The sequence below is a fragment of the Ammoniphilus soli genome (assembly GCF_040813775.1).
Genome location: NZ_JBEGDL010000005.1, coordinates 88722 through 106958, shown reverse-complemented (window position 1 = coordinate 106958; position 18237 = coordinate 88722). Strand labels below are relative to the sequence as shown.

Annotated in this window: 19 protein-coding genes; 1 reads left to right on the top strand and 18 read right to left on the bottom strand. The window is 46.0% G+C overall.

Features of this window, described 5'->3' with window-relative positions:
- Positions 1 to 7 precede the first annotated feature (7 nt).
- The 4 genes from ABLT31_RS12530 to ABLT31_RS12515 all read right to left on the bottom strand — a co-directional run bounded on the left by ABLT31_RS12530 (position 8) and on the right by ABLT31_RS12515 (position 5903).
- Complete coding sequence (locus tag ABLT31_RS12530) at positions 8 to 1012, bottom strand: thiamine pyrophosphate-dependent dehydrogenase E1 component subunit alpha (protein ID WP_367751942.1); 1005 nt, start codon at positions 1010 to 1012, stop codon at positions 8 to 10.
- 35 nt (positions 1013 to 1047) lie between these two features.
- Positions 1048 to 2472 (bottom strand): dihydrolipoyl dehydrogenase, encoded by a 1425-nt coding sequence (gene lpdA / locus ABLT31_RS12525; protein WP_367751940.1) that lies wholly within the window; start codon positions 2470 to 2472, stop codon positions 1048 to 1050.
- Positions 2473 to 2519: 47 nt separating this feature from the next.
- Positions 2520 to 3617 (bottom strand): Leu/Phe/Val dehydrogenase, encoded by a 1098-nt coding sequence (locus ABLT31_RS12520; RefSeq protein ID WP_367751938.1) that lies wholly within the window; start codon positions 3615 to 3617, stop codon positions 2520 to 2522.
- Positions 3618 to 3824: 207 nt separating this feature from the next.
- On the bottom strand, positions 3825 to 5903 hold the full coding sequence (locus ABLT31_RS12515; protein WP_367751936.1) for a sigma 54-interacting transcriptional regulator: 2079 nt from the start codon (positions 5901 to 5903) through the stop codon (positions 3825 to 3827).
- 160 nt (positions 5904 to 6063) lie between these two features.
- On the opposite strand from ABLT31_RS12515, the gene ABLT31_RS12510 reads away from it, so the two are divergent.
- On the top strand, positions 6064 to 6294 hold the full coding sequence (locus ABLT31_RS12510) for a DUF2627 family protein (protein ID WP_367751933.1): 231 nt from the start codon (positions 6064 to 6066) through the stop codon (positions 6292 to 6294).
- Positions 6295 to 6405: 111 nt separating this feature from the next.
- Here ABLT31_RS12510 and ABLT31_RS12505 read toward each other — a convergent pair whose 3' ends face one another.
- From ABLT31_RS12505 to ABLT31_RS12440, 14 genes are all read right to left on the bottom strand, one after another.
- The gene (locus ABLT31_RS12505; RefSeq protein ID WP_367751931.1) at positions 6406 to 7251 is read right to left on the bottom strand and encodes a hypothetical protein; all 846 of its coding nucleotides are present in this window, start codon (positions 7249 to 7251) and stop codon (positions 6406 to 6408) included.
- Positions 7236 to 7904, bottom strand: a complete 669-nt coding sequence (locus tag ABLT31_RS12500) for a glycosyltransferase family 2 protein (RefSeq protein ID WP_367751929.1) — start codon at positions 7902 to 7904, stop codon at positions 7236 to 7238. Before ABLT31_RS12500 ends, ABLT31_RS12505 begins: the two co-directional genes overlap by 16 nt.
- Entirely contained in the window at positions 7894 to 8439 is a 546-nt protein-coding gene (locus tag ABLT31_RS12495) for a copper transporter (protein WP_367751926.1), read from the bottom strand. The genes ABLT31_RS12500 and ABLT31_RS12495 overlap by 11 nt, the downstream gene beginning before the upstream one ends.
- A gap of 9 nt (positions 8440 to 8448) precedes the next feature.
- Positions 8449 to 9579 (bottom strand): putative cytokinetic ring protein SteA, encoded by a 1131-nt coding sequence (gene steA / locus ABLT31_RS12490; protein WP_367751924.1) that lies wholly within the window; start codon positions 9577 to 9579, stop codon positions 8449 to 8451.
- A gap of 11 nt (positions 9580 to 9590) precedes the next feature.
- Positions 9591 to 9773 (bottom strand): hypothetical protein, encoded by a 183-nt coding sequence (locus ABLT31_RS12485; RefSeq protein ID WP_367751922.1) that lies wholly within the window; start codon positions 9771 to 9773, stop codon positions 9591 to 9593.
- A gap of 74 nt (positions 9774 to 9847) precedes the next feature.
- Complete coding sequence (locus ABLT31_RS12480; protein ID WP_367751920.1) at positions 9848 to 10405, bottom strand: YkoP family protein; 558 nt, start codon at positions 10403 to 10405, stop codon at positions 9848 to 9850.
- Positions 10406 to 10544: 139 nt separating this feature from the next.
- Positions 10545 to 10838 (bottom strand): YxcD family protein, encoded by a 294-nt coding sequence (locus ABLT31_RS12475; protein WP_367751919.1) that lies wholly within the window; start codon positions 10836 to 10838, stop codon positions 10545 to 10547.
- A gap of 46 nt (positions 10839 to 10884) precedes the next feature.
- Positions 10885 to 11916: a CAP domain-containing protein gene (locus tag ABLT31_RS12470; RefSeq protein ID WP_367751917.1), complete on the bottom strand. Its 1032-nt coding sequence runs from the start codon at positions 11914 to 11916 to the stop codon at positions 10885 to 10887.
- A gap of 119 nt (positions 11917 to 12035) precedes the next feature.
- Entirely contained in the window at positions 12036 to 12230 is a 195-nt protein-coding gene (locus tag ABLT31_RS12465; protein WP_367751915.1) for a hypothetical protein, read from the bottom strand.
- A gap of 345 nt (positions 12231 to 12575) precedes the next feature.
- Positions 12576 to 13367 carry a sporulation transcription factor Spo0A gene (gene spo0A / locus ABLT31_RS12460; protein ID WP_367751913.1) on the bottom strand — a complete coding sequence of 264 codons (792 nt, stop codon included), beginning with the start codon at positions 13365 to 13367 and terminating at the stop codon, positions 12576 to 12578.
- Positions 13368 to 13576: 209 nt separating this feature from the next.
- Positions 13577 to 14896 (bottom strand): SpoIVB peptidase, encoded by a 1320-nt coding sequence (spoIVB, locus tag ABLT31_RS12455; RefSeq protein WP_367751911.1) that lies wholly within the window; start codon positions 14894 to 14896, stop codon positions 13577 to 13579.
- A gap of 137 nt (positions 14897 to 15033) precedes the next feature.
- Positions 15034 to 16773, bottom strand: a complete 1740-nt coding sequence (gene recN / locus ABLT31_RS12450; RefSeq protein ID WP_367751909.1) for a DNA repair protein RecN — start codon at positions 16771 to 16773, stop codon at positions 15034 to 15036.
- Positions 16774 to 16787: 14 nt separating this feature from the next.
- Positions 16788 to 17237 carry a transcriptional regulator AhrC/ArgR gene (ahrC, locus tag ABLT31_RS12445; RefSeq protein ID WP_367751907.1) on the bottom strand — a complete coding sequence of 150 codons (450 nt, stop codon included), beginning with the start codon at positions 17235 to 17237 and terminating at the stop codon, positions 16788 to 16790.
- Positions 17234 to 18091 (bottom strand): NAD(+)/NADH kinase, encoded by an 858-nt coding sequence (locus ABLT31_RS12440; protein ID WP_367751904.1) that lies wholly within the window; start codon positions 18089 to 18091, stop codon positions 17234 to 17236. The genes ahrC and ABLT31_RS12440 overlap by 4 nt, the downstream gene beginning before the upstream one ends.
- Positions 18092 to 18237: the final 146 nt, after the last annotated feature.

The following is an 18237-nucleotide window of genomic DNA, read 5'->3' as shown; positions in this document are numbered from 1 at the left end:
CATGGGTTCAACGCCCGGCCCTATCCCCATATACGTGCTTTAGTGTACTTTCCGGTGCGGGATATGGCGCATTCTCGGCATAAGCTGTACCCTCATCTACTTCTAAGGCCACTCGTTCATGGATTTCTTGTTCCATCCCTTCATTCATAACGCCTGATTCTCTTAAGTAGCGTTGAAAAACTAAAAGGGGATCTTTTCTTTTGGCTTCCTCTACTTCCTCCCGGGTTCGGTACGCACGATCATCATCATCGCTAGAATGCGGAACTAAACGATAGGTAACGGCTTCAATCAGGGTCGGCCCGCCTCCGTTTCTCGCTCGATCAACGGCTTGCTTCGTTGCCAAATAAACCTCCAGAGGATCATTGCCATTCACGCTGATGCCGGGAAACCCGTAGCCCTTCGCCCGATCCGCGATGCTTTCACAAGCCACTTGCTTAGCAATCGGGACCGATATCGCATATTTGTTATTTTCGCAGAAGAAAATAACAGGCAATTTATGAACACCGGCAAAATTTGCCCCTTCATGAAAATCCCCTTGATTGCTGGATCCTTCTCCAAAGGAAGTAAATACAACATGATCCTTTCCTTCCAGCCGTCCCGCCAAGGCGATCCCTACAGCATGGGGGACCTGGGTGGTTACGGGACTTGAACCGGTTAGGATGCGATATTTCTTCCCACCGAAATGGCCTGGCATCTGACGGCCCCCGCTGTTTGGGTCTTCCGCTTTAGCGAAGGCGGAGAGCATGAGATCTTTTGCTGTCATGCCAAATACCGTGACGACACCCATATCCCGATAATAGGGGCAAAGGTAATCTTTCGTTTTATCAAAAGCAAAAGCAGCACCGACTTGTGCAGCCTCTTGCCCTTGGCAAGAGATCACGAACGGAACTTTCCCAGCTCTGTTCAGAAGCCACATGCGCTCATCCACTTTCCGTGACAAGTACATGTAATAATACATATCCAGCACCTGTTGATCCGATAAACCAAGAGCTTGATGCCTATTGTTTGTCATGCTTATGTCCCCCTCATCCGTCTAAGAAAATACGTTTACGTATGGATTGCTTTTCCATAGACCGCTAAGGCTGCCTCTCCCATGATTTCCGATAAAGAAGGGTGCGGGTGAATGGAATGACTAATCTCCCATGGTGTCGCATTCAACACCGTGGCAAGAGCTCCTTCCGCAATCAAATCGGAAACGTGTGGCCCGATCATGTGAACACCTAATACATCATCTGTCTTTTCATCTGCAATCAATTTAACAAACCCGTCTGCATTCCCATAGATCAGCGCCTTTCCTATCGCCCGAAAATGGAAAACGCCCGTTTTCACCGCATACCCCTTTTGTCTCGCTTCTTCCTCCGTTAAGCCCACATTTGCCACCTCTGGGCGGCTGTAGGTTACCTTCGGGATTTTCGAATAGTCTAAAGGCTGAGGACTTAATCCAGCCATATGCTCGACAGCGAGGATTCCTTCATGGGAAGCGACATGAGCCAGCTGAAGCCCCCCAATTACATCACCAATCGCATAAATATGGGCTTCTGCCGTTTGCATATACTCGTTCACTTGAATGCATCCGCGCTCTAATTTCACCTCTGTATTGTCTAAACCGATGTTTTCCACATTCGGCATGCGCCCAACCGAAACAAGAAGCTTTTCGGCTTGCAAATCGAACGTTTCATTGCGTTTTTCCGCTTTGATGGTCACCTGGCCATTAACGATAGCTAGCGTTTCAGGGACTAGCGTTGCCCCCGTATAAACGTTTATTTTCCTTTTTTTCAATAGGCGTGTCATTTCCTTGCTGATATCCGCATCCTCTAAAGGCAAAAGACGATCTGCCGTCTCGATGATCTGAACATGCACGCCTAAATCGTTCAGCATGGAGGCCCATTCTATTCCTATTGCGCCGCCGCCGATAATGATCATAGATTTTGGTAAATTCTCCAGCTGCAGCGCCTCATCGCTCGTCAGAACATGCTCTCCATCGACCATGATCCCCGGCAGCGTTCTAGGTCTTGATCCCGTTGCCACAAGGAGATGCTTGGGGACAAGGATTTCGGACTCTCCCTTTTCCTTGGTTACCGCGACTGCTCCAGCCTGAGGAGAAAAGATGGAAGGGCCCATGATCCGTCCTTCCCCGTGTAAAACCGTGATCTTGCTTTTCTTCAATAATTGCTGGACCCCTCTATGCAGCTGATCAATGATTTTTTGCTTGCGGGACTGCATCTTCATAAAATTGACCGCTAAACCGGAAGCTTCAATGCCAAATTCGTGTCCCTGAAGCATTGTTTGATAGACTTCTGCTGAACGCAATAACGCCTTGCTTGGAATACAGCCGCGATGCAAGCAAGTGCCGCCCACTTTGTCTCTTTCCACCACAGCCACCTTCATTCCTAGCTGACTGGCACGGAGCGCCGCGACATAGCCCCCTGTCCCTCCTCCAAGAACGACCAAATCAAATTCATTTGTTGACATCCTTATCCCCCCTTTTCATTTCTAGTTAAATATTTAATCGAGTTATTTTATCGCCTACTACGATTAAGAATATGTCTTTCATTTCTGAGGAATGTCCCTCTCGACCTCTTTATCGATTCCATTCGTTCTTCGGCAAGACGATCTGCAGCTCGATAAGTCGCAATACCATCCCGTTTGGCAATCGAAAAAATTTTGAGAATGGTGTCGTAAATCGAATCCACCTTTTTGAGAGCCCGCTCGCGATTATAGCCCAGCAATTCGTCTTCTACGTTAATCAGACCTCCCGCATTGATCACATAGTCCGGGGCATAAATGATCCCCTTTTGCTCAAGAATCTCCCCATGTCGCTCCTCCTGCAGCTGATTATTGGCAGACCCTGCTACCACCTTGGCTTTCAGCTGCGGAATGGTGACATCATTGATAATCCCCCCGAGGGCACAAGGAGAGAAAATATCGCACGCAACCCCGTAGATATCATGGATATCCACCGCCCGGGCCCCAAACTCTTGAACTGCGCGGTTCACACTGTCTCGATTGATATCCGTTACAATAAGCTTTGCCCCTTCCTTATGAAGATGTCCGCATAGATGATAAGCGACATTTCCCACTCCCTGAATAGCAACGGTTTTGCCAGTTAAGCTATCCGAGCCGAACGCTTGGACAGCGGCCGCCTTCATCCCGCGATATACGCCATAAGCCGTCACCGGAGATGGATTGCCGCTGCTCCCAAACTCAGGGGAAATGCCTGTCACAAATTCCGTTTCCTGATAAATCAGGTCCATATCCGCTACGGTTGTCCCTACATCCTCGGCTGTGATATACCTTCCGTTCAACCCTTGGATAAAACGACCGAGGGCACGAAACATTTCTTCATTCTTATCTTTTCTTGGATCGCCAATGATGACGGTCTTTCCGCCCCCTAAATTCAATCCTGATGCGGCGGCTTTGTAAGTCATTCCCCGAGCAAGGCGAAGGGCATCCACAATGGCTTCTTCTTCACTGGCATAAGTCCACATTCTCGCGCCGCCTAAAGCGGGACCTAATGAGGTATCATGGATGGCGATGATGGCTTTAAGTCCTGAGTTTTTATCCTGGCAGAACAATAACTGTTCATAATCATACTTTTCCATATATTCCAAAATCATTAGACATTCTTCCTCCTCGTAGATGAATGCATCGTCTTATGATTCTTGGGTAAGTTTGATAAGCTTTCTCCCCACCTTAGTTACAAGCAAAATCCATGCCAAACCATTTTGTAAGCGTTTACTACACGCCACCAGACGTTTGCTTCGGGGACCCTGCAAAAACATGCAAAAAGCCTGCAAATATTTGCAGGCAAAATTTAACAAGTGCTAGATGAGTTGATGTTTTTCCATCTTGTAGTATAAACTGCGAATGGATAATCCTAACCTTCTTGCTGTCTCCGTTTTATTTCTTCCAGTTTCCTCATAGACTTTGCGAATAATTTCTTTTTCAACGATATCTAACTGTTCAGATAGCTTTGCCGATGTCCTCCTTTCCCTTTCCGCCGGGAAAGGCGGCAGATATTCAGAAAAGACCTCCGCTCGCCTAGGCGAAAAAAGATCCGGCAGGTGTTCTGGCTGGATGACCGTTTCCGAGAATCGCATATTTATGATCGATCTTCCTAACACATTCTCCAATTCTCGGACATTTCCAGGCCATGTATAGCCTTGAAATTTCTGGAGGGCATCCGGATGCAAATCCACGACAGCCCTTCCGTAGTCCTGATTGAACTTTCGGATAAGATGGTGAGAAAGAGGAAGAATGTCCTCTCTTCGATAACGGAGAGGCGGGATATAAATCGGCATCATGTTCAAGCGATAATACAAGTCCTCCCGGAAGCTCCCTTGCTGGATCGCCTTTTCTAAATGAACATGGGTAGCCGCGATGATCCGAACATCGATGGGTATGGCCTTCGTTCCGCCTACGCGAATGATTTCTTTTTCCTGCAAGACCCTAAGAAGCTTTGTCTGGGTGTTCATCGACATCTCCCCGATTTCATCTAAGAAGATCGTCCCTCCGCTCGCTTCTTCAAACAACCCCAGCTTCCCGCCTTTTTTCGCTCCAGTGAAAGCTCCTTCCTCATAACCAAACAATTCGCTTTCTAATAGCTGATCAGATATGGCAGCACAATTCACGCGAACGAACTGGCTGAATTTCCTGTTGCTTTCATTATGAATCGCGTGCGCAAACAATTCCTTTCCTGTTCCCGATTCTCCCCTTAACAGCACCGTGGCGGGGGTCAGGGCAGCCTTCTGAGCCTGTTCCACTGCTAGAAGCATGGCATCGCTAAAACCGATTATGTCCTTAAACGTATACTTGGCTTCTAAGGTCCTAATAATTCGCTTCGCTTTCTCTAATTCCTCGGCTAGCTTTTTGAACTCTGTGACATCATGAATGACGCCTACACTCCCTTTCAGCAATCCGTCTACAATGACCGGTGCGACATTCACAATGACATCCTTCTTTTTGGGACCCACCTTCATATGCACCCCGCGTACGGGCCTGCGCGTCTGAAGGACCTTCATGTGCATGCTTTCTCCTTCAGAGATGTCAACGTCTGCCGGCTTTCCTAGAATGTCACTAGGACTTAAGCCCGTTAACCGGGTATAAGCAGGATTGATCAGCATCCCATTTCCCTTGGCATCCACGACGGAAATCGCATCCTCCGAAGAATTGATGATCGCCTTCAGAAAGGTCTGAATGGCTTTCAAATCCGTAATTTCTTCAGCTAAAGAAAGAATTTCGGTAATGTCACGGAATACGGCAACAGCTCCAATAATCTCCCCGTGGCCATCAAAAACAGGAACGCGATTCGTAATAATCCGCTTACTGTTCTTCAGGATCTGTTCTTGATTCAGCTCCGTTTTTCCACTTTGTAAAATGAGGTGCAGCCTTGTATTGGGAATCGTATCCTGTACATGGGTCCCCAGCATCTCTTCGCTATTCATCTCCAATATGCGCTCAGCTGAACGATTAAATAGCGTGATGACCCCGTCCGCATTCACCGCAATGATAGCATCATGAGTCGAGTCCAAATAAGTAGTGATCTCCTGGCTTTTTTCCTCCAATTGATGAATTAGTCGTTCCTTCTGATCGAATAAGGTCATTACCATATTGGCAACGATTCCAGGAATTAAGATGGTATTTGGTCCTTTTTTCCGCTCCAAGTCCTGATAGACCGCCAAATCTCCCGTGGCTTCCAAAATCACGTCAATCTCTTCCGATAAAACATAATGCTCATAGGAGCTTCCATGCGGAATCCCATTCTTCTGCGCGAATTGGATTCCCGATGCATCCAGATTCACATCGATAATCGCAACGATCGAAACCCAATCTATGGCGAGCAGCGCCTGCAGGAGCGCCGTGCCCCCACGACCGGCACCAACAATAAGGAATCTTTTGCCCATGGACCCTCCCATCTGCCACTCAAGAATGGCCTTCTTTCTATTAGCATAGGTCGAATGGGTAAAAATTTCAACTAGCTAGCCCCACGAGAAATGCTTGGCGATATGAGGGCTTTCTTGATATCATAGTAAAGGATCTCGTTCTAAGAGGGCGGTGGATAAAATGCAGTTAGCACAGAGATTATTGGCTGTTCTTGTCATTGTGATTCCTGGGATATTAGCAGGTTATGGGTGGAATATCATGCGCGATGCCATTTTCTTTAGTTTTTCTCCAGAGGGAGGATCGCTTCCGATCTTTAAATTTATCGGGGGTCTTACTCTGTTTCTCCTTGGCGTAGCTTTCATAGCCGGTTATTTCGTTCATAGGGATAAGAAAAAGAAAACCCAGGGTTAATTTTACCCTGGGTTTTCTGCCTGACGGAATAAGAAAGTATAAACTTCTTCGAGTCTTCATCCTTATTCCGCATAAATTCCTCTAATAGTGGTCTGGCTACCCTGAAATGCTTCAATGAAGCTTTTTATACTCCGCACGCCCAAGCATGTCCAGCCAATGCAAGATCGGCGTATTGCGAATCAATACGGTAAGGGAATGCTTTTCGGCATAGACATGGATCAGGATAGCTCCAAGCAAAAACGACCATTTTACTGGAACGGGCGCAAAAAAGACAATCCAGCAGCCTAGAGCCATCCCTAAGCTGTTCGAGCCAGTATCCCCTAACATCGATTGGGCCTTGAGATCATCGCGGAAAAGGAAAATGCCTGCAACTACAGTAGGAAGCCAAAGAGCAACCGGCAACTGAAAAGAGGTTAAAAGCAGAAGAAGAATGAACATGAAAAAAAAGCCTTTTAAAGCCCTTCCGGGTCTTAGATCTAAAAGGTTAATTAAGTTCGTCATAAGCATAAGCAGCAGGAAATGAAGGATAAACTCTGTCAAGGAGCCAGAGCTTGCTGCGCTCACGATTAGAGCAAGCACCGAGGCGGTCACTACTTTCCATAAAGCTGTAGTAAATCTGCCCTCCTTCAGCCACAATCGGAAATGACCCTTTAACCCTTTGGCCTCCGTTCCTCCATATTGATCATCTTTCCAGCCGGCATAGGCAATCCCCCAAATGACAATTGTTTGCCACATCCAGTAGGACCTTAGCGTTTCATCGAGGGATCCAGGCCATACGAACCATTGACTGAATGGGATAAGCCAACCTACAGCAACTGGAATCAGGGTCCCTTGGTAATTCAACCGGTACATTTCCCTTTTTTTCAAATAATGGAGCAATATGGGGTAGAGCCCTGATAAGAATAGCCATAAGCCTATCCAACCTATTCCAAAAGTCATCGCTAAGGTGCCAGCCACTTTTTGCTCAGCATCCTTCCTACATCCACCATCTGTTTTCCCCGATGGAAGAAACCTGCAAGATCTCTTCCCGTCTCCCTATGACAAAAGGGAAGGGGGATCTCCAACACTTGAAATCCAGACCGAAGCACGTCAATGGTCATCCCCACTTCAATCCCAAAACGGACGTCCCAATGCTGAATCGTATCGGCCGCTTCCCGCGTTAAGGCTCTTTGCCCTGAAAGAGGAGACAGGGAGGTAAAGCCAGTCAGCCTGCGTATTCCTTGTCTAGCTAGCCCTTTGACTAAACCGAATCCCGCTTTTTTGGCAGGCGGAGGAAAAATGGCAATGGTCATGTCTGCTGTTCCCCGCAGAACTGGCCGTAACAAATAGCGAGCAAGGACTGCCGAATGACCTAAGTCACTATCCAGAAACAGGACAATGTCTCCTTCTGAAGCCAAAAACCCTTGTCGCAGAGCTTCGCCCTTCCCACAGTTCCCTGGCAGGGAAATGACCTGATCAGCCAAATTCCGGGCACAACGGTCTGTTCCATCTTCACTTCCGTCATCTACCACAATAATTTCCGAAATCTCTTCCACTTGCCTTAAGCTGCGTATCGTTTGCGGAAGCCTCTGTTCTTCGTTATAGGCAGGAATAATGGCACTAATACTCATGATGGATCTCCTTGTAGACATGTTGAATATTTCTAAGAAGCTCCCATTGCTCAGAATGGTTCAATATGGGGCTATGAAGGGTGAATTCCAGTCCCGGTTCCAGCTGTCGATGCCAATCAGGGATGTCCTCCCCTACAAAGATAACGGGGTACTTCTCTGTCGGCATGTCGTTCTCTAACCAAACAATCTTCAGCCCTGCAGAGTGAAGCAATTGCTCGAGCTGACTCACATCGGCTTCTTTAGGTTTCCATATTCCAATTATTTTCCCTTCTAAAACGGAAAGATAACCATTGCTGACAAACGCGCTGAACTCCTGATTGGACTGCTCGATCCGCAAGCTCAAATCATGGATTTGTTCCTGCAATTCTTTGTTGCTTTCGACAGCTTGATCATATTTTTCTTCCAAACTCAGCAGCAAGGTTTGCTGTTTTTCGTTGATCCAATTCTGACCAATGCTTCCCCCCAGGATGATTCCAAGCCCTAGGGATAAAAAAACAGCAGATATGCTAATGATGTGATACCGCAGGGTGATCATAGGTCCCACCTACATTGTCAAAAATTTTATTTGGAGCCAGAGCAAATGCCAGAATTGACGCACTGCAGGGCTAATCATGCTGGCAGCGATAATAGGGACTGCTGCAGCTGAGCTGAGGAAAAAAAAGTTTTTCCACTTCACTCTTTTTTGATAAAGCATGCTGACTCCTTTGGCATCAATCAGCTTCATCCCCATCTTCATCCGGACAAGTACCGTACTTGCCATGCCTTTCCTTCCCTTTTCCAGAAAATCGATCATGTTCGAGTGTGCACCTAAAGCGACAATCCACTCTGCACCTTGTTCATAAGCAAATAGCATGGCCACATCTTCACTAGTTCCAGGAGCAGGAAGCACATGGAATGGAATATTCATCATCTCGAGTCGGGAACTGGCTGGGGCATGTCCGTTCGGATAGGCATGCACAATAATTTCTGCCCCGCAAGCCAAGGCATGATCAGTTACACTGTCCATGTCCCCTATGATAAGATCAGGTCTCCAGCCTTCTTCCAGCAGAGCGTCAGCCCCCCCATCCACTCCGATGAGAACAGGGCGATAATCCTCGATATAGGATCGGATTGCTCTCAGATCCTCCCGGTAATGCTTCCCTCGCACTACAATCAGAACATGTCTTTTGGCCACCTTGGTTTTCAGCTCAACGGCAGGCAGAGGCGCTGTATAGAAATTTTTCTCCCTTTGGGCGTAAGCCAGCGTATTCTCTATGAATAAGTTTAGACGATCCTCCAGATTCCGGTTAGCAAGCTCCAGTTTCTGCATGACTTCTTGCTCCGTTACTTCTCGTACATAAAAAACAAAATCGGAAAAAATCAGCTTGTCCTCAAGGATTTCTATAGCATCTCCATCTTGGAGGACATTAAGATTAACATCACAATCATACAAAGGAATGTCATGGTGCAGCAGAATCTTCGCTCCAACGCTCATATAGCCACCCGAAATGGATGAGGCCATATTTACGACGGCTTTGACTTTTGCCGACACAAGATCCCTTGCAGCAATTTCGTCAATATCTTCATGGCATATAACAGCAATCTGGCCCGGTTTAATTCGCTTTAAGAGATTTTTTGTCTTCCGGTCAACAATAACCGTCCCCCGAACCGTTGCCTTGATTCGTTTGGCAAACAACCTGTTACCCCCTATGAACCAGCTTCCTCCGTCCATTCATACACGACAAAGGCACTGAACATGGTTCTGCCCTCTTTCTCCAGCACATGAGTCTGTAAGGAGACCACATCCAATTCATTCCCCTTTGCATACATATTAATCTGGTCGGTTAAAACAAACTCATTGTCCGCTGTAAAGCTCTTCACCGTTCTCATGACCTCACTCCCAACCGAACCATATTTTTCATTCTTAACGTACGAAATCTATATTATTCACCCAAGCATGACATTTAAGCGTCTAAATATCGTTCGAATAGGCGTTCCTTGCTCATTGCCACATACTTTGGTTCAAGCTTTGAGCTCTTGCCTATCTTCCATTGCCCATGGCATAAACAATACATCGGGATCATGTACGCTTTCTTCCAAGCCAGATAATACTGATTTTGGATATCAAAAGAAGAAAACCCCAGCCTCTTGATTCCGCGATTAAGTACCGTCACTCCCATAATGCCCTTGATTTGTTCTGCATTAGGGTGGGAGCGCAGATAATGGGCTAAACCGGGCAATGAATGTTCCACAGCCTCGTATACGTATAAAGCGCGTCGTATATCTGAGTCGATATGACACATTTCCTTCATAAGCTGATAATTATATAAGTGAATCTTTAGGAAGAGATCTCCTGATTCGATAGCATGGCCACCTTCCAAGACCAGCGGTTCTCCGCGGTAGGTGGCTGCCCTTACCCGAAATACATTTTCCTCTCCTATATCGATTAACTGTAAACGATTAAATTGATAATAAATTTGATCAATGACTCCCCATAAAGGTAAAATCATGGTCTGAAACATGCAATCACCTCTGTGTTTTGCAGTAGGAATAGATATGCTTATATTTTTCCCCTTCCCAGCCATGAACATGCTTGGAAACAAAAACGAGGGCATCCTAAAGTATTGTTAAAATACTTTAGGATGCCCTCAATTTTCCCGATTAGTATCTGGCGTATGCCGTAATGCCTTCTTCTTCGCTTAACACGAGCTCTAGCGCTGCCCCAAACGGATCCCGGTTCATTTGGTCATGCAGCCAAAAACGAATGGCCTCTATCATATTGGCCTCGATTAATACTTGCTGTCTCTGCATCACCACGATTTCTGCAGAAAAGCCATATTCCTCGTCCCACAATAATTCCACCTCAACATCCCCCGGGTTGACCTGTTTTTTGTCCGCTATGTAAAGACAGATCGCATTCACGATATCTTGCTCCGATAATTTTATGGTTTGCATACGCCTTGATCCTCCCCCTGCCATGTTTTTCACCAATTATATTATCTTATGGTGTAACAAAATTTTGTGTAAAATACTCGCCTTTTACGCCTACGCCTAGCGTAGTAAAACCCTCATGCAAGATATTCTTTCTGTGCCCCAAGGAGTTCATCCAACCGTGATGAACTTCGATGGAATCCCGATAGCCGGCGGCAATATTCTCTCCTGCCATGCGATATGCAACTCCTTGCTTTTTTAATCGATCAAAAGGGTTTAATCCCGTTGTGGCTGAGATATGATCAAAATAACGATTATGGCTCATATCTGCACTATGGGACCTGGCTGCTTGGGCTGCCTTCTCATTCCATGCCAACGCCGTTAACCCTTGACCGGACCGTACTGCATTCGCTAGATCCAAAACCTGCTTCTCCAATCCAGCTTCGACAAGCTGCTGATCAGAGGGAGTGAGGCTAGGTCCCTCCACTTGAGGGGCTTTCCCCGTATAACTCCAGTTCAATGCATAAGTTCTGCTTTTCACCAGCAAATCTTTTTGAATAAGCCTGATCCCGCTTATGCGCTGTTCATTATGAATATCTAAATAAAAGATCACGGGGTGATCTTCTAGCCAAATCAAGGGGCGTTCCGCTAGCTGGTTTTCCAAAGTAAAGGTTGCCCCTTCATACTCAAAGGTAACAGCTGATTTTACCTGGAACCGATCAAAGAGTGCCTTTTTTTCCGCTCCAATATGTAAGCCCTTAAAATTCAATGAAGCCGCCGGTGAATAAAGATCTACTACCTTATGATTCAAGATGCCCACCTGAACATAGGAACCCGGTTTGGCATTATAAATCCACCACTCATAACCAAGAGCACTTCGGTCTTTTCGATTAGGCTGGCCTAACCGCTCGATTACTTTTTGGGCCTCAAAACCGAGAGAGATCCCATAAATTCCTTTTTCTTCGCTTTTGGTTACAGTGAGCGTTTCATCAGCATTCTTTTGGGGAGATTCATTCCCGCCTGGCTTATCAGCATTGGCGCAGGATACGAAGCTAAACAAGAAAACGAAACTGAGTACAAAATACATCACCCTTATTTTCATTCACTGTGCCTCCTTGAAAAAAGAAACCTCCCGTTAGCAGGGAGGCGGAATCTCAACCTAAACTATCCGTTTTAGTTTAGTTACCTATTAGACGCTTTTGCCTTGAAAAAAGTTGCACATCATTTTATAGGAGTATTCTCTAATTCACTTATTCGCTCATTTATGGTTTGTATTTTTCTATACAATTCGATTCTTTCATACCATGTGATGTTATAATCTGTCACTTGGCTTTTTATTTGCTCCTTAATTGAAACTAACGTATCAACATCATCAAAATTCTCATAATCATGATTGAAATCCTCAACTCTGCTCATCTTCTACCACCCTATTCTCTTCTCTACTCCATACTTAATTATATTGTTACATAACGAGTCCACTCTTGTCTACAAAAGGACGTCGAAAAAACCCTCCATTGGATGAATAGCAGAGGGTTTTTCGTTCATCATTGCAGCAGAAAGTTTTCAATTTGCAGATGGAATTTTGTCATCAAATAAAAAACGCCTCCAATCATTGATTTTGGAAATCAACGAATGAAGCCGTAAATCGTATTGAAAAATTTAATTAATTGGTCTAGAAAAGATATTAGTCGGTATTAATTCACTCCATGTAAAATAATACCAAATCCTTCAACCCCTTGTTTACCCTTACTCCTGATCCTTTCAGCCCACCCGGTTTTCAATCCGCAGCTTATCCGCCACCATCGCGATGAATTCGCTATTCGTAGGCTTGGCTTTCGAATTGCTTACGGTGTAGCCGAATAGGGTGCCTATGGAGTCCATATTGCCGCGTGACCAGGCTACCTCGATAGCATGGCGTATGGCTCTTTCCACCCGGCTTGCTGTCGTGTTGAACTTTTTCGCAATGTCCGGATAAAGGACCTTGGTAATGGAACCGAGAAGCTCAACATCGTTGTAAACCATGGTGATCGCTTCCCGCAAGTACATATAACCTTTAATGTGAGCGGGAACACCAATTTCATGGATGATCGAGGTGATGCTCTGATCCAAGCTCTTGGTTTTCGTAGCGACAGCTGCCGTCTTTATCATCGGAGGCTTAATCGTATACGAATTATTGCTTCCAGCTACTTGGCGTATGCGGTTAGCCAATACATCCATATCAAACGGCTTCAAGATGTAATATGACGCACCTAGCTCTACCGCCTTCTTCGTTACTTCCTCCTGACCGAATGCTGTCAGCATGATCACTTTGGGCTGCTGGCCGGAACCCATGCTTCTTATGTGCTCCAGAACAGCTAAACCATCAAGGTGAGGCATGATGATGTCAAGAATGAGGACATCGGGAACGCCATCACGTTCAAAGATCTTAAATACCTCATTACCATTGAAGGCAATCCCGGTAACTTCCATATCCCCTTGACTGTTGATGTATTCTTTGAGCAATTCTGTGAATTCCCTATTATCATCAGCTAAAACCACGCGAATGGTACCCAATTCCCATCTCTCCTTTTGTGCTAAAAGTATCGCTCTTTATCACTGATTATAGTTTTCGACAAATGCATAACAGTTTCCTGCCAGCGAAAAGAAATACACTAATATTATTATTTATTTTATTTTTTCTGCAATATTAACACTTTTTGCATCCTTGTCTGAAATCTTAATATCAATGGAAGAAGACCAAAAAAGAAAAAACTCAAGGCGTACTAACTGGCCTTGAGTTTCTTTTGCCCGGAAATGTCAATTCCGGCATCTTGCAGCATCCATTCAATAAATAGCCCATAGCCTGATGTGGGATCATTTACGAATACATGCGTCACGGCGCCCACAAGCCGGCCTTTTTGGATAATCGGACTGCCGCTCATTCCTTGAACAATGCCGCCTGTTTTCTCCAATAGTCTTGGATCTGTTACCTTGATGATCATCCCTTTGGTTGCAGGAAAACGCTGTTGAATCACATTGACAATCTCGATACTGTACTTTTCAACCTTTTGTCCTTCAACCACTGTCAGAATTTCTGCTGGTCCTTCTTCCACCTGTTCCGAGAGAGCAATAGGAATCGGCTCATTCACCATATTGTTTTCAGGATACTTGTCCATTTCCCCAAATATCCCAAAAGGTGTGTTCTTAATAATGTTTCCAAGCTTTTGCTTCTCGTTCTGGAAGATCGCAAACTTTTCTCCAGGAGCTCCGTTCATCCCCTTCTCTATGGAAGTCACCCGGGATTGAACAACATGCCCGTCTCCGACTACAATGGGTTTGCCTGTATCAATGTCAGAAATGACATGGCCCAGAGCCCCATACTTTTTGCTTTTTGGATCGTAGAAAGTTAAGGTGCCAACTCCCGCCGCGCTATCCCGGATATACAACCCCATCCTATAGGCGCTATCCTTCGCATCATACGCTGGCGTTAGCTGAACTTCAATCTTTTCCTCTCCCCGCGCGACCAAAATGGTCAAGGCTTCTTTTTTCTCTCCCGCTTCCTTCACAAGCTTGCCTACCTCTTCAATATCATTAATGTACATGCCGTTAATTTTTAGGATCATGTCCCCCACTCGAATTTTTGCCAACTCACCAGGGGAAACTTTTTCCGTACCTGTATCGACTAGATGATGGCCAACTACGAGAACACCGGCCGTTTGGAGCTGCACGCCTATCGACTGGCCTCCAGGATAAACCTTATACTCATCCAGTACGTTGACTTTTACTGTCTTGATGGGGACACTGCCAACCTTCAGCTTCAGCTCCGTCTCTCCGCTTTCTTTGGAGCCCAGGGTCACAGGAGAGCTATAATTAATCGGGGCTTCTGAAACGGAAGCGCCATTGATATCAACCACGTGGGGATTGCTGGCGGTGATACTACCTGTGACCGGCATCGAGAGCTTCAGCTGTTCAATTGATCCTTTAAAAAGGCGAATTTCATCAGGAAGAGAGGCAAAATCCTGAAAAGGGGTGGAAAAAACAGCACAAATGGATAATACTAATAAAAGAAACCCTAGCCATTTCTTCTTAACATGCTGCGTCAACGGGTATCACACTCCTACTTTCCCTACCTACACCTCCATCGTGACTGTATCTATAATCTTGCCCTAGGGAACTTCATTTATAACTGAAAATCGCACACAATTGAAAAGGAATCCCTGGAAAGACAGGGATTCCTTAATCAGTTATGGATATGGACTGAATTGCCTTTGCTTTGATCCGCCAGCTTCAGCATTTCTCTCGCATGGTTGCGGGTCGTATCGGTGACCTCCACTCCCCCTAACAGCCTGGCTAGCTCATCGACTCTTTCCTCATCGCTCAGGAGGTTCACAAGGGTCATCGTTTCCGTATCGCTCGCTTGCTTGGAGATATGGAAATGAGCATCCGCCATACAAGCCATCTGCGGTAAATGCGTAATGCATAGCACCTGTTTATTGCGGGATACGGCAACAAGCTTTTCAGCAATCGCCTGTGCAGCCCTCCCGCTTACCCCGGTATCCACCTCATCAAAAATCAAGGTGCCGACCGGTTCCAAATCAGCCAATATCGCCTTCATCCCCAGCATAATTCTCGACAACTCTCCACCGGAGGCAATTTTAGCTACAGGACGCAACGGTTCTCCGGGATTCGGCGAGATCATGAATTCGACCTCGTCCACCCCGCTTTCCCTTACTTTTACCTTTGTACCGTTGATTTCAATTCCATGCTTGTCTTCCTGACAGCGAACGACAATGGAAAACTTGGCTTTTTCCATCTGCAGATCCTTCAGCTGCTCTTCAATCTTCTGGCTTAATTGAAGGGCGGCAATCTGCCGCTGAGCCGATAGTTCCATGGCCTCTACGCTGAGATCCTGGGCTAGCTCCTTCACCTTCCGGATTAAAGCTTCCATATGCTGTTCGCGATTGACAATGGAATCCAGTTCATCTTCAATCGAAGCTGCATATTCTAAGATTTCTTCTACGCTTTTTCCATATTTTCGCTTCAGTCGCTGAATCTCGTTTAGCCTGTCTTCAATTTCCTGAAGGCGGAAGGGATCAAACTCCAAGCTGTCCCGATAAGAACGCAACGATCTTGCTGCTTCCTCCAACTGGAAAAACGCACCCTCGATCTGAGCTTGAAGCTCATTTAAGCTTTCATCATAGGCTGTTACCGTCTCCAGATTGGAAAGTGCCAATCCCACCCAGTCCAGGGATGCCTGCTCTCCCGTTAAGGCCTGGTAGGCATCATCAATCCCTTTATAAAGCTTTTCCCCGTTGGCTAAGCGAATTTTATCCTTCGCAAGTTCCTCATCCTCAAGGGGATGCAGATCGGCCTCGGTAATCTCTTGCAGCTGAAACGCCAGCATATCCTGTCTCTGGGCAAGGTGCTGTTCATTCTTTGCAAACTTGACATACTCCGAACGCGCTGTCCGATAATCCCGGTAAACCTGTCCATACTCTTCTTTGGTTAGCCTGATCTCTTCGCCTGCAAAAGCATCTAGCCAATTCAGGTGGCGCTCGGCATCCATCAGCGATTGGTGCTCGTGCTGGCCATGGATATTGACCAGCCAAGGCCCGACCTCTTTAAGCGTCGATAGGGTAACCAGCTGCCCATTAATTCGGCATATGCTTTTTCCTTGGGCAGTGATATCCCGCCTAATGATCAGCATCCCATCTTCCGGGGGCTCGATCCCCAGCTGCGGAAGTAAAGTAAGCACGGGATGCCCAGGTTCAATTTCCAGCAATGCTTCAATTTCCGCTTTTTTCTCCCCATAGCGTACATAGTCTGCGGAGCCTCGGCCCCCTAATAAAAAACCAATGGCATCGATCAATATGGATTTTCCTGCGCCCGTTTCACCTGTAAGGATATTCAATCCCCGCTGAAAAGGAATGGTCACCTTTTTAATCACAGCCAAGTTTTTTATCGATAATTCAACGATCATGTAAAGACCCCCAGCTACAGCATATCTAAAAACCTTTTCGTGGCTTCATCGGCGGCTTCTTTGTGTCGGCAAATAATCAGAATCGTATCATCCCCGCAAATCGTGCCAAGTACATCCTGCCAATCCAAGTTATCGATTAATGCCCCAATGGCATGCGCATTGCCTGGCATGGTCTTCATAACCAGCATATTATCCGCCTGGTCAATGCTCACAAAGCTGTCCATAAGCGTTCGCTTTAACTTTTGCTGCGGATTGAATCTTTGGTCAGCTGGCAGGGAATATTTATACCGGCCATCATTGGTCGGCACTTTTACCAGATGCAGCTCCTTAATATCCCTTGATACTGTGGCTTGCGTGACATTATATCCCATCCCCCGCAGAATATCGACGAGTTCATCCTGGGTTTCAATATCCCGGTTGACAATGATTTCACGAATCTTGATATGTCTCTGGCCTTTATTCATGATGGGTCCCCCATTAATTTTTTTCTTACCACTTCGTAGAAATTGCTTTCCTTCCATTTGATCAAAGTTGTCACAAACGGTGATTTTTTCAAGACGATTTCATCGCCGATATTTAGCTTTTTTCCGATTTGCCCATCAATGGTCAACCCCATGTCATCGTGAGTAGAGCCAAGAACCACTCTCACTTCCTGATTAGCTGATAAAATCATGGGACGTGCAGAAAGTGAGTGAGGCGCAATCGGCGTAAGCAGGATCACATTAATATAAGGCGTAACAATCGGGCCTCCTGCCGAAAGGGAATAAGCCGTAGATCCCGTAGGACTGGAGATGATGATGCCATCCCCGTTGTATGTCGCAACAAACTGTTCTCCTACATAGGTAGCGCATTCAATGATTCGGCTGAAGGTTCCCTTTGCAATACATATATCGTTTAAGGCATGGTATCTTTCAATGACTTTTCCCTCGCGCACCAGTTCGGATTGAATCATCATCCGTTCTTCCAAGTAATAATCCCCGCTTAAAACCTTGTCAATGGCCAACGGAAGATTTTCCGGTTCTGCTTCAGAAAGGAATCCTAAGTTTCCAAGGTTTATCCCAAGGATAGGGATGTCATACATGCAAAGCTCTCTGGCAAAGCCAAGAAGGGTTCCGTCTCCTCCCAATACGAATAATACATCCACATGCCGATGGAATTCAGATAAGGGCACAGCCAAGTCCTCCCGGCCCACGAATTCCCCTACAAAGGGTTCTATACAGCAGGTCACTCCCCTTTGTTCCAGAAGTCGAATTAACTCGGAAACCAGCTGAAGCGCCCCGCTTTTTCCTCGATTTACTGCCAGACCTATTGTTTTCACAAGATAAGGCCTCCCCTTCCACTCTTCACCATACATGCCCAGAAGAGGTTTACTTGCTGAATTGGTATAATGCTATTATACATCTTTTTGCGAAAATGTGTATAAAAATACACATTTTCTTCGACATCTGTTTTAATCAAGACAAA